11 protein-coding genes are annotated in these 11,691 nt (G+C 63.5%); 8 read left to right on the forward strand and 3 right to left on the reverse strand.

The features are described 5' to 3' along the window. Window positions 1-77: 77 nt before the first annotated feature. From ACVZTU_RS13790 to ACVZTU_RS13810, 5 genes are all read left to right on the forward strand, one after another. Window positions 78-1,073, forward strand: a complete 996-nt coding sequence (locus tag ACVZTU_RS13790; protein ID WP_482400601.1) for a glycosyltransferase family 2 protein — start codon at window positions 78-80, stop codon at window positions 1,071-1,073. Continuing rightward, window positions 1,070-2,530, forward strand: coding sequence for a polysialyltransferase family glycosyltransferase (locus tag ACVZTU_RS13795; protein WP_482400602.1), 1,461 nt, complete (start codon window positions 1,070-1,072; stop codon window positions 2,528-2,530). Before ACVZTU_RS13790 ends, ACVZTU_RS13795 begins: the two co-directional genes overlap by 4 nt. Then, a complete protein-coding gene (locus ACVZTU_RS13800; protein ID WP_139468375.1) occupies window positions 2,527-3,528 on the forward strand; it encodes a polysialyltransferase family glycosyltransferase in 1,002 nt (333 codons plus the stop codon). The genes ACVZTU_RS13795 and ACVZTU_RS13800 overlap by 4 nt, the downstream gene beginning before the upstream one ends. Further along, window positions 3,515-4,957, forward strand: coding sequence for a DUF6716 putative glycosyltransferase (locus ACVZTU_RS13805; protein ID WP_248283931.1), 1,443 nt, complete (start codon window positions 3,515-3,517; stop codon window positions 4,955-4,957). Before ACVZTU_RS13800 ends, ACVZTU_RS13805 begins: the two co-directional genes overlap by 14 nt. Window positions 4,958-5,209: 252 nt before the next feature. Continuing rightward, window positions 5,210-5,449, forward strand: a complete 240-nt coding sequence (locus tag ACVZTU_RS13810; protein WP_062243290.1) for a hypothetical protein — start codon at window positions 5,210-5,212, stop codon at window positions 5,447-5,449. A 36-nt stretch (window positions 5,450-5,485) separates the two neighbouring features. On the opposite strand, the gene ACVZTU_RS13815 is transcribed toward ACVZTU_RS13810, so the two are convergent. The 3 genes from ACVZTU_RS13815 to ACVZTU_RS13825 are packed head-to-tail and all read right to left on the reverse strand — an operon-like array spanning window position 5,486 to window position 8,602. Beyond that, window positions 5,486-5,998, reverse strand: a complete 513-nt coding sequence (locus ACVZTU_RS13815; protein WP_101543404.1) for a GtrA family protein — start codon at window positions 5,996-5,998, stop codon at window positions 5,486-5,488. A gap of 13 nt (window positions 5,999-6,011) precedes the next feature. Then, window positions 6,012-7,535 carry a hypothetical protein gene (locus ACVZTU_RS13820; protein WP_139468374.1) on the reverse strand — a complete coding sequence of 508 codons (1,524 nt, stop codon included), beginning with the start codon at window positions 7,533-7,535 and terminating at the stop codon, window positions 6,012-6,014. Continuing rightward, complete coding sequence (locus tag ACVZTU_RS13825) at window positions 7,532-8,602, reverse strand: glycosyltransferase (RefSeq protein ID WP_248283930.1); 1,071 nt, start codon at window positions 8,600-8,602, stop codon at window positions 7,532-7,534. Before ACVZTU_RS13825 ends, ACVZTU_RS13820 begins: the two co-directional genes overlap by 4 nt. Window positions 8,603-9,008: 406 nt before the next feature. On the opposite strand from ACVZTU_RS13825, the gene ACVZTU_RS13830 reads away from it, so the two are divergent. From ACVZTU_RS13830 to ACVZTU_RS13840, 3 genes are all read left to right on the forward strand, one after another. Next, a complete protein-coding gene (locus ACVZTU_RS13830) occupies window positions 9,009-9,977 on the forward strand; it encodes a methionine ABC transporter ATP-binding protein (protein ID WP_139468373.1) in 969 nt (322 codons plus the stop codon). After that, a complete protein-coding gene (locus tag ACVZTU_RS13835) occupies window positions 9,977-10,651 on the forward strand; it encodes a methionine ABC transporter permease (protein ID WP_139468372.1) in 675 nt (224 codons plus the stop codon). Before ACVZTU_RS13830 ends, ACVZTU_RS13835 begins: the two co-directional genes overlap by 1 nt. A gap of 161 nt (window positions 10,652-10,812) precedes the next feature. Then, entirely contained in the window at window positions 10,813-11,649 is an 837-nt protein-coding gene (locus ACVZTU_RS13840; protein WP_482400603.1) for a MetQ/NlpA family ABC transporter substrate-binding protein, read from the forward strand. The last annotated feature ends 42 nt before the right edge of the window (window positions 11,650-11,691 follow it).

Below are 11,691 nucleotides of genomic sequence, written 5' to 3' on the forward strand. Positions count from 1 at the left end.
CCGAGGTGGCTCTTCCATGTCCGATCCACTGATCTTCTGGTGGACCAACCCATGACCGCAATCTTCGGAGAAGGCCCGTGACCGATTTCGACCTGAGCATCATCATTCCCGCAAAAGATGGTGCCCCCTACCTGAGCACGCTGTTCCGTTCGCTGAGGCAGCAGGGCCCCGTCTGGGACCGCACTCAGCTGATCTTCGTCAATGACGGATCAAGTGATGAGACGCCGGAGCTGCTCGATGAGTTCAGCACTTGGTTCCCTCATTTCGAGGTCCTCACCAACCCGGAGGCGACGGGACTTGCCAATGCCCGAAACAAGGGCCTGGCATCTGCCCGGGGAGAGCACATCATCTTCCTCGATGGGGACGACTGGTTGGCCCCGGGGCATCTGTCCTCGATGCTTGCTGCAGCCCATAGGCTCGGAGTCGATTTCATCCGCTGTGACCATACGACGGTCGAGGGGACCAAGCGGGTGCGCAAACTCGCGCCGATGTCGGTCCGAGACGTGCCATTGGATCCCAAGGTGGGGATCCTGCCCGTCTACGAATCGACGATGGTCGACTATCCGTTCGCCTGGGCCGGCATCTTCCACCGGCGAGTGCTCGAACAGGGGATCCTCCATTTCCCCGAGAACTTCATGACTGCCGAAGACCGGTCCTGGATCTGGCGACTGCACCTGCAGGCCGAGTCCTTCGCGGTCGTCGATGCTCCAGGGATTCTCTATCGAAGAGGGACGGCGGGTTCTCTGTCGCGTATCGTCGACATTCGACAGCTGGATTTCATCCGCGCATTCGGACAGATCTTCGATCTCGTCGCTGCCGAGCCGGACGCCGACCGACTGTGGCCGAAGGCGATCCGCAACTGGTTGGCAATCCTCGACCATCAGATCAATCGTTTCGCAGCGTCGCCGGCGTCCCTGCGAAACCAGTTGCGAAGGGGTGCACGAACGATTTCGGCGAAGATTCCGCCAGAGTATCTGCGTGAGGAATTCGTTCTGCAGAAACAGGGACGACAGCTCAACGTCAGCAGCTACCTCAATGACGCACCTTCGTTAATGCTGGAGATGGTGAAGTGAAACAGATCTTTCTGGCCTCGACCCTGTTCGAACTCGTCTGCTTGGCGGCAGGAATCGATGGCGGTGACTACGACCGGCCGGCGGCTCCGGCGCTGATGGGAACCGATGGATTCGCGCCCGAGGACACCCCGGCTCCGACCGAACGGATCCTTCTGGTCAGCAACAACGCCGTGGTCATGGAGCTCTCGGAATCCTTCGTCGATTCGCCGGGAGCCGCCTCGTTGATCGCCCGGTTCGATCGGGTCGTCAACCTCAATGAGGCGCTCGCGCCTCTGCACGTCCATCCTTCGTCATGGCGGCCCGATCATACGGATCTGCCGGTCGTGGAATCGTATCTGCGTGGCCGGTGGGGGTTGGACGATACCGACGAGATCGAACTCGTAATCGAATCACCCCAGGTCAACCCGGCCATTGCGCTTAGCCGAGTGTTCTCCCGCGCGACGATCAGGGTACATGCCGACGGACTGATGAGCTTCGGCCCGACCCGCAATCAGATTCCGCTGACGAACGGTCAGCGGATGTCCGTGCTGCATTACTTGCCACTGGTGCCGGGAATCTCGCCGAAGCTGCTCCGCGAGTTCGGAATCGTCCACCGCCCACTGGGTGTCGAGTCGTTCACCGGTGTGGTGCGCGAGCTCGGCGAGCATTCGGCCGAAGCGCTGGAGGACGAGCTGGGAGGGGTTCTCAGCGCCGCGCCGTCGAGCAATCGTCCGTGGGCACTGGTCGTCGGCCAGTATCTGTCGGCGCTCGGACTCATCACTTCTGAGGAAGAGACGCAGCTGCACATCGACATAATCGAGGCCGCCGCTGCGCGCGGAATGGAAGTCGTCGTGTTCAAACCGCACCCGGCCGCTCCTCCCTCGCAGACAGGACCACTGTTCGAGGCGGCACAGAGACTCGGGATCACTCTGCAGCTTTTCGACCTGCCCGTCATGGCCGAGGTCATCATCGATCGTCTGGCTCCCGACCTCATCGTCGGCGGGTTCTCCACCGCACTGATGACTGCTCGCCAGATCTATCAGGTACCTGCCCTGGCTGTGGGTACGGATCTGCTGCTCGAAGCCATCGCTCCTTATCAGAACAGCAATCGCATCCCATTGACGATCATCTCCGAGATCTGCGACGGCAGCGCCCCGGACAAGACCGACGCCCATCCGCAGCTGGGGCGTCTGCTCGCAGCCGTCTCTTACTGCATGGCACCGACGCTGTCGCACGATCTGCGTGACGCGGCAACAGACTTCCTCACAGAGGTCTTCGAGGTCAGCACAGGCCGCGGCGAGTCAGCTGACCGATTCAGTCGCTATTTCAAACGCCGACGCCTCACCGCGCTCGCTCTGCCGGGCAGCACGTCGAAGGCGTTTGCTCCGAAGCGGATGATCAAACGATCGGGAACGCTCGTGATCAAAGCCGTGGCAAGAAAACAACAACGCATCATGAAACGGATCCAACAGCGGTGACACCGAAGAAGAAGCGCCGGAGCGCCGTCGCCTTCGTCGAATCCCCACTGCAGTTCCTCTCCGCGCTCGAATCACATGAGCCGACGGAGGATCTGCTCATTCGGGCCCGGGCAAGCGCGAAAGGCATGACGTCCTTCCTCGATGCTTTCGATCCGGCCTGGTTGCCGAAGAACGTCCGTCTCGAACGAGACGGGGCCAAACCGGGACTTCTGCGCAAGAACACCTTCGATCGGATCTACCTCGGCGATGCCTGCTCCGGTCAGGTGCACAGAGCCTTGGCGCTGGCATACCTGGAACGTCGTCTGCCGGAGGTCGTCATTCTCGATGACGGTCTGGCCACGTACTCTGCGATCGAGATCCTCACCGCCAAGCGCGGTCCCCTCGTCCGTCCCCGGCAGAAGCTCAAAGCTTCGCGCACGGTCATGGCCGCTCACGTCGCCGACCGGCTTCGCCACCTCGCCACTGTGGGCAAGCTGCGCTGGCACACGGCGCTGCCGGTGGCGAAGCCGCTGCGCAAGGCTTTCCTCAAATCAGGCGGTGAGATCACTCGCCACCGGTTCGAACACCTGCAGACTCTGCCCACCGGCGGCAGCCACCCGCGGGACAACCCGGTCATCGGTTCGTCCCTGGCCGCCGACGGGCTCATCGATGCCTTCGCCTACCGGGCGTGGGTCGATGACATCATCGACACTCACGGATCGATCACCTATTACCCGCATCGGCGTGAGACGGAGGAGTTCCTCGCCGATCTCGCCCAGGACGAGCGCGTCAGGATCAAACATCTCGGCCTGCCCATCGAGCTGCGTCTGATCAACCTGCCGCCGGATTCGACGATCCGCAGCCTGCCGTCGACGGCAGCGGTGTCCCTGGCCGTACTCAATCCGGATGTGACCATCGATGTCACCGAGATCCCCGCGAAGTGGTGGACCGGCGCCTCACCCGATAGTCTGCGAAAGTCCCTCAACGCCCAGTCAGTCAAGGCAGATGACGATTCCTGAACCAGGCGATCCCCACTACAGCGGGCCGATCATGCCGCCGTCGCTCTCCGACGCACCGCCTCGGCCCTCACACCTGACCGAACGCACCCGCGCGGACGGTCAGTCGTCGCAGTCGAACTTCCCGGACGGTCCTGTGCTGCCGCCTCGGCGATCGGCCGGGCTTGCGCCCATCCGCATCCTCTCGATTTCCGACAGTGAGTCCTATCTCAAGTGGGCGACCCAGCTGCTATCGTCCCTGCCCGACGTGGAGGGACGCGTGTTCCTCGTCGACAATCCGATTCTGCCGACAGATGAGCAGATCGCCAGCGCCGTCGCCGGCACCGACTGGGAACACCGAGAGGTCCCCGTCATCGCGCGGGCCGACCTCGCGCAGGTCATCGCCGATCACTCCCCCGATATCGTCCTCGGCGCCGCCACCGGCCCGATCGTCGCCCAGGTCTTCCTCACCGCGCACACCCGCACGGACCGTCCGGCCCTGATCTCGGGGCTGCCCGGAATGGGTCTGCCTGCCAGCGGCAAGGGGATGAATTATCGCCGTCTGATGGATGCGTTCATCGCCCATTCCTCCGCCGAGGTTGCCGCTTACACCGAGGCGAGCGCACGATCGCAGGTGCCCTGCGAAGTTCTGTTGGCGCGCCTGCCGATGCTGCGTTCGGAAAGCATTCCGCAGCTCGCGGCACCAGCGGAATCCCTCGCCGAGGCGACCCCACCATCCGACGCCACCGCGCCGTCCTCGGCGGGTGCCGCACGAACCGTTGCCCCTGCGGCCCCACGGACTCTGCTCTTCGCCCCGCAGGCGAAGGTTCCTGCCGAGCGAGCCGACCGTGAGGCGATCATCGCGGCCCTGGCCGAGTTCGCCGACAGGCACCCGGATTCGACGGCGGTCATCAAGATGCGGTCGCGTCCCGGTGAGTTCGAAACCCATCACGAACAGCACTCCTACTTCGAGATCCTCGACGACTTCCGCGCCCGCAGAGTGCCTGGAGCGAACCGCATCGAGCTCGGGTATGGTCCTCTCAGCGATTTCCTCACCGACGGCTCGGCCTTGGTCACGGTGTCCTCGACTGCGGCCCTCGAATCCATCGATCGGGGCATTCCGACCCTGCTCGTCTCGGACTTCGGCTTCAACGCCGAGCTGCTCAACGAGGTCTTCGCAGACTCCGGTGCCACCGGCACATTGGCCGAAGTCGCCGCCGGATCAATCGGATTCCCTGACCCGGAATGGCTGACCGAGAACTACTTCCACGCGCAAGACGGACAGCTGCGCCGAGATCTGGGGCTGTTGGCCACCCGAGCACGGGCCGGTCAACTGCCGAACCGTCGGTCGGCACTGCTCAAGCAGAAGCGGATGCTCATCAGGGCCGAACTGCGCACCGTCACTCCGGCCCCCGTCGTCAGCGCCTACCGCAAGCTGCGCCGCACCCGCTGACGGCCAACCCCTGGCGCCCCGAGAATAGGTCACCAACGGACGTTCGGGTCCAAACATGGGTCAGCATCGGATACTTTTGGCGCCCGAGACTATCCGATGCTGACCTAGGTTCTGGGGTGAACAGCGCTTTTCGGAGCTCAGAACGCGATGGTTCGCCCAGCCGTTTCCGGGAGTCGGATGAGCAGCGGCCTGTAAGCTGATCGACCACACGACCGCACAGACAAAGCAGCGACCAAAAGGACACTGAATCCGATGACCGTCCCCAAGCCGATTGTGATCGCTCTGCTGTCTCTGTTCGGCGGCAGCGTTCTGACGATCCTCGCGATAGCCGCAGTCACGTTCTCCACCGAAGGCGGCGGATTCTCCGGTTCCGAGTGGCTTGTCGGACTCGGCTTTGCTGCTGCCGGCCTTGCGATGCTCTGTCCAGTGCTTCTTGCGGTACTGGCCGTGATGCACCGAATAGCTCGCAACCAGTCTTCGAACCCTCGTTAGTCCGATAAGCACGCCGGCGCTGTCGGCCGGTGGCGCTCAGCCCCGGTCGTCGGGGACCCGGCTCGATTCCTCCATGGGAACGACCACCTCGGTGTCGGGGGCCTGGTCCTTGAACACCCAAGTGCGGTAGGCGTAGAAGCGGAAGATCATCGCCAGTCCGATGCCGATGACATTCGTCGAGATGTTGTAGGTGAGCTGGTCGCGCATATCAAGCAGGTACCAGGTCACACCGAGGGGGATGACGGTGATGATCATGCCGACGAGGTTGACCGCGACGAACAGGACGATGCCGCGCATGTTCGAGTTCGTGGTCCGGTCGCCGTAGGTCCAGAGCTTATTGCCCATCCACACGACGATCATCGACAGAATAGTCGAGATGATCTTCGACTTGATCGGACTGCCCTCGAGGAGGGCGGGGATCGGACCGAACCCGTAGGCCAGAAGGTTCGACAGGCCCACGTCGACGATATAGCCGAGTCCGCCGACGGTGAGGAACTTGAAGGCTTCCACCGCCAGGCGCCGGAGACGGTCCGAGAATGACTCTTTCATAACTGCACTCAGTCTATGGCCCGATGTTTCGGACTCGCTGGATGCGGTGCTGGGCGAGCCAGAGGACGAACGCGAAGGTGACGGCGAGCGCCGGCCAAAACGTGTACCGGAAATGGTTCGCCGGCACGATCGGGAAGTACCCGAAGATGTAGCACAGCGCCGAGGCGGCCAGGACCGTGATCTCGGGCCAGAAGGACCGCGGCCGGTGGGCAGACGCGTTCAGTTCGCGACGGGTGCGGCTGTGCGATCGGTACCCGAGACCGAGCAGCAGAACGGCGACGAGGGCCCAGAACCAGGGCTTGAAGAGCATCGGGAAAGTTCCCAGCGCGAAGTCCTCGACATACGGCCGGACGATGTAGTCAGCCTTTGCGCTCCCTGCGGGCAAGCGTGCCTTCTGCGCATCACCATCCCAGTCGGCCTCCCAGTATTCGAGCTTCGAGGTGAAGAAGTAGGAGGAGTAGACCGATATCCGATATTCGATGTAGCTGACCGGATGAGTGACGACTTCGTTCAACCACAGCGACTTCAGCTCATCCTGGTAGGCAATGGGACTGAATGCCTTCCCAGTCGTGCCTCTGCCGTAGCAGTTCCAGTAGGCGTCCCAGATCTCGCCTCTCTTCAGGCATTTGTCGCGCGCAGAACTGATGTGGTCCTTGAGCGCTCTGGGTGCGTCAGACGACTGCAGTCGAGATTCCGGCACGGAGAACATCACGTCGTCGAGGAAGATCTGTGAGATCTGGCCGGTCTTCGTCACTCCCATCTGCGAGTCGATGACCGCGTCGGTGACTTTGACGCCTCCGCCGATGAGTCCGAGCACGATCAGCGACGAAACCGCCGTCAGCAGAAAAGGGCGTCCTTTCTTCGCGGAGTCTGCTGTCGGCTCTGAAGTCTCCGGTGACGCGGAGTCTGCAGACGTGGCAGAGTCTCCAGGTCGCCCTCGACGATGGCGCCACAGATGCACCAGGCACCACCCGCCGTACACGGCGATCGGGACGACCGCGAACACCGCATTCTTGCGCACCCCCACCCCGTAGACGAGGAGGGCCAGCGCCGGAAGCCACAGCAGCCATGTCTTCGGGACCAAGCGGGTGATCATGATGAGGACGACGGCGAGCAGGATGGCCACGGCCATCTGCGAATCCTTCCACAGCGTCGTCATCTGGGAGACGACCCAGGGCGAGACCATGATGGTCGGGCCCAAGAGCGACACCCACCTCGGCGCCCCAGATCGGTGGACGAGCACCCCGATCCCCCACGCGGCCGCGGCCAGCAGGCCGACCTGCAGCAGGAGCAGACTGCCCGGGTCTCCGGTGATGTCGATGAGGATTCGCCACACCGCGCTCATCACCGGCGCATGCCAATCGGAGTACGGGATCTTTCCGGTTGCCTGCAGGTACTGATCGGCGATATCGACGTTGACCCGACCGGGCCAGAACAGGCGCAGGAAGATAAACGACCATGCGACGGTGAAGAGAGCAAGCAGCAGGTCCCATGCCAACGGGGACGTCAGCCACCTGCGAATAGCAGAACGACTCATGAAGCGAAGCGTGCCCGCACCTGCCGGCTCGGCTTCATCCGTGCTGCGTCGGCAAAGATCTCTGCCTCCGGGGCTGAAAACTCTCGGTCCGCGGGAGCAGTCTGCTGCGGCGTCTGACGCTGCGTGACGGGTCGACCGGTCACCGCGGGCAAGCTGAGATAGACCAGTCGGGAAGTCTCGCGGCGAGCCCTGCGCAGACCGTCCAAGGTCAGGCCGACGCTGCCGAGCAGGAACGCCAGCCCCATGAGCGCGGTGGCAAGAATCGCAGTCGGGAACCTCGGCACGAGCCCGGTCTGCCAGAACTCCCACACCACGGGCAGACCGAAGACCAGCGACAGGGCGGCGAGCACGACCGTCAGCGTGCCGTAGAACAGGCGGGGTCGTTCGTGGCGGACGAGAGCCGAGATGAGCCCGAGGATGCGGAACCCGTCCTTGAAGGTCGAGAGTTTCGACTCGCTTCCGTCGGGTCGGTCACGGAAGTCGACGGCCACCTCGGTGGTGGGAAGGCGCAGCGACATCGTGTGCACGGTCAGCTCGGTCTCGATCTCGAACCGGCGGCTGATCGCGGGGAACGACTTGACGAAACGGCGGGAGAAGACGCGGTAGCCCGAGAGCATATCGGACACCTGCGAACCGAAGAGCCACCCGGTCAGCCGGTTGAACATCTTGTTCCCGGCTTCGTGGCCGGGACGGTAGGACGTGGTCTCCTGATTGTCCTGGCGAACACCGAGCACGTGGTCGTAAGGGCCGGAGATCAGGGTGTCGATCATCTCGGGCAGGTGGGCCGCCTCGTAGGTATCGTCGCCGTCGATCATCACGTAGATATCGGCATCGATGTCGGCGAAGGCGCGGCGGACGACATTGCCCTTGCCGGGGACGTTCTCCTTGCGCACGATGGCACCGGCTTCGGCAGCGCGCTGCGAGGTGCGATCGCTCGAGCAGTTGTCATAGACGTAGACCGTGATGCCCGGGACGGCGGCCTTGAGGTCGCCGACGACCTTGGCGACGGTGATCTCCTCGTTGTGGCAGGGAACGATCGCCGCGATCCTGCTCGATTCTTCGTACATTCATCGGTCCCGTCGTGGAGCTCGTCCGCCTGCCGGTACACCGGGCAAGCGAACCTGTCGATCAACCACAGGTACGCCCCGGATATGGACATCGGGTTACGTCGGAGGAAAATGCTGCTGGATTCTGCCCCGACTTCGACCGCCGTTCACCGTCTCGTCATCTCTGCCGCCGTGGCGGTCGAGATCAGTTGACACCGAAGAGAGCAACAACGCCCTTCCCCGCCCCAGTGAGTTCTTCGTCACGATGGGTCGCCAATGCGTCCTTTTATGACATCTCATGACGCCGCCGAGGCGATTCCTTGTCATCCTGAATCGTCGGCCCTACTGGACCGTAGACCGACCCATCCCCAAATCTCTGCCGTCCACCACCGTGCGCGGCATTCGTCAACCACACGAGGAGGCGCCTGTGATCGAACTGCGCGCACTGCGGAAGGTGTTCGGAGAGACCGTCGCCCTGGAGGAGATCGACCTCTCGGTCCCCGCCGGAGAGATCCACGGCATCGTCGGCCGCTCCGGCGCCGGCAAGTCCACGCTCATCCGCTGCCTGACGGGGCTCGAGTCCCCCACCTCCGGGACGGTGTCGATCAACGGCGTCGACCTCACGAACCAGTCCGGTGCCGGACTGCGCGAGGCCCGTCGCAGCATCGGCATGGTGTTCCAGCACGTCAACCTCCTCGACTCGAGCACCGCGCTGAAGAACGTGGCCCACCCGCTCAAGATCGCCGGCGTGCCGAAGGCCGAACGCCTGGCCAAGGCCCGTGAGCTCCTCGAATTCGTCGGTCTCGGCGACCGAGTCGACAACTATCCGGCTCAGCTCTCGGGAGGACAGAAGCAGCGCGTCGGCATCGCCCGAGCCCTGGCCGCAGAGCCGAAGGTGCTGCTGTGCGATGAGCCCACCTCGGCATTGGATTCGACGACGACGGATCAGATCCTCGGCCTCATCCGCTCGCTGCGCGACCGCCTGGGCATCACCGTCCTCATCATCACCCACGAGATGTCCGTCATCCGCGAGATCTGCGACTCGGTGACGCTGCTCGCCGACGGCCGCGTGGCCAAGACCGGGAAACTCGCCGAGGTCATCGCCGAGCCCGGATCGGTCCTGGCCAAGGATCTCGTCCCCCTGCCTCCGGTCAGCCTCGTTGACGGGGCGAGCCGCCTCGTCGAGGTGTCCCTGGCCGGCACCGACTTGCCCACCGTGCTCACCGCCGCGCGAAATGCCGGAGCGAGCGCCGAGGCGATCCTCGCCGGAGCCGTGGAGACGATCGAAGGCCGCCAGGTCGGTCGGCTGCGCTTCTCCGTCGACTCGGCCGAACAGGCGAGAGAGCTGATCAGCGCCCTGAAAGCCGATGGAATCTATGCGGAGGAGGCTGCCTGATGAACGATCCCACATGGTTCGACAACCCGGCGATCACCGATCAGATGTGGCCGGCCACCATCGAGACTCTGCTCATGACGGCCTGGTCGACCGGACTCGCCGTCCTCTTCGGACTGCCCTTGGGAATCTGGCTGTTCACCGCGTCGAAGGGCGGGCTGAACTCGAACCCGGTCGTCTACCGGGTGCTGTCCTTCATCGTCGACATCACGCGCTCGATCCCCTTCATCATCCTCATCATCGCCCTCATCCCCTTCGCCCGATTCGTCGTCGGCTCGGCGCTGGGTTGGCAGGCGACCGTGGTGTCACTGACGATCGGCGCGATCCCCTTCTATGCCCGTCTGGTCGAGAACTCGCTGCGCGAGGTCTCCGAAGGCAAGATCGAAGCCGCACTGATGATGGGCGCCTCGAACGGCCAGGTGATCCGTCAGGTCTACGTTCCCGAGGCTCTGCCCGGTCTCATCGGAGCAGCCACGGTCACCTCGGTGACGCTGGTGTCCTATACCGCGATGGCCGGTGCCGTGGGCGGCGGCGGTCTGGGTGCGCTGGCGATCTCCTACGGCTATCAGCGCTACCAGGCGGACACAATGATCGCCTGCATCATCGTTCTCGTCCTCGTCGTCACGATCATCCAGTTCATCGGCGATCGGCTGGCCCGCACGGTCGACCACCGGTGAGCCGCCTCGGCGGCGTCGATCACGTCCGGCGCGGCGACGGAACTCCCAGTTAAGTGTGCTCAGATTGTCCGAATCGGCGACGAAACCGGCAATCTGCGCACATTTAACGGCCACCACTGCTCATCCCTTTGCACAACACACAGAACACATCAAGGAGAATCATGAAGACCAAGCTCATTGCGATCGCGGCCAGCGCGACTCTGCTGCTCTCGGGCTGCGGACTCGTCGGCGGCGGCACGGATTCCGTCGGCGAGAAGGACGGCGACATCACGAAGCTCACCGTGGGTGCGACCCCGGTGCCGCAGGGCGACATCCTGCGCTACGTGGATGAGAACCTCGCCGAGGATGCCGGCCTTGACATCGAGGTCACCGAGTACACGGACTACACGCTGCCGAACAAGGCGCTCAACGACGGCGACATCGACGCGAACTACTTCCAGCACAAGCCGTACCTCGACTCTGAAGTCGAAGGCCAGGGCTACGAGATCACCGGCTTCGAGCCGATCAACCTCGAGCCCTTCGCGCTGTTCTCGAAGGACATCAAGGACGTCAAGGACATCCCGAAGAACGCCAAGATCGGCATCAACAACGATCCGTCGAACCAGGGTCGCGCGCTGAAGATGCTCGAAGACGCGAAGCTCATCACCCTCAAGGACGGCGTGGACGCGGTCGACGCGAAGCTCTCCGACGTCGAGGACAACCCGAAGAACGTGAAGTTCGTCGAGGCCGACGCCGCGCAGCTGGCTCGCACCCTCGAAGACGTCGATGCTTCGGTCATCAACGGCAACAACGCCCTGGAAGCCGGTCTGAGCCCGGCCAAGGACGGCATCCTGCTGGAGAAGGCCGAGGACAACCCGTACGGCAACTTCCTCGCCGTGGGTACGGAGAACAAGGACGACGAGAACATCAAGAAGCTCGACGAGCTGCTCCACTCCCCCGAGGTGAAGAAGTTCATCGAGAAGAAGTGGGCCGACGGCTCCGTCCTCCCCAGCTTCTGACCCCAATTGCTACCTGACGGCGGCCCAGCAACCTCGCGCGAG

It is taken from the genome of Brevibacterium sp. OS20, assembly GCF_056837565.1.

Excerpts from the sequence above, each read along its gene's own strand:
- ACVZTU_RS13840 (WP_482400603.1), top strand. The coding sequence starts at position 10,813 with ATGAAGACCAAGCTCATTGCGATCGCGGCCAGCGCGACTCTGCTGCTC.
- ACVZTU_RS13820 (WP_139468374.1), bottom strand. The coding sequence starts at position 7,535 with ATGAGTCGTTCTGCTATTCGCAGGTGGCTGACGTCCCCGTTGGCATGG.
- ACVZTU_RS13835 (WP_139468372.1), top strand. The coding sequence starts at position 9,977 with ATGAACGATCCCACATGGTTCGACAACCCGGCGATCACCGATCAGATG.
- ACVZTU_RS13805 (WP_248283931.1), top strand. The coding sequence starts at position 3,515 with ATGACGATTCCTGAACCAGGCGATCCCCACTACAGCGGGCCGATCATG.
- ACVZTU_RS13815 (WP_101543404.1), bottom strand. The coding sequence starts at position 5,998 with ATGAAAGAGTCATTCTCGGACCGTCTCCGGCGCCTGGCGGTGGAAGCC.
- ACVZTU_RS13825 (WP_248283930.1), bottom strand. The coding sequence starts at position 8,602 with ATGTACGAAGAATCGAGCAGGATCGCGGCGATCGTTCCCTGCCACAAC.
- ACVZTU_RS13810 (WP_062243290.1), top strand. The coding sequence starts at position 5,210 with ATGACCGTCCCCAAGCCGATTGTGATCGCTCTGCTGTCTCTGTTCGGC.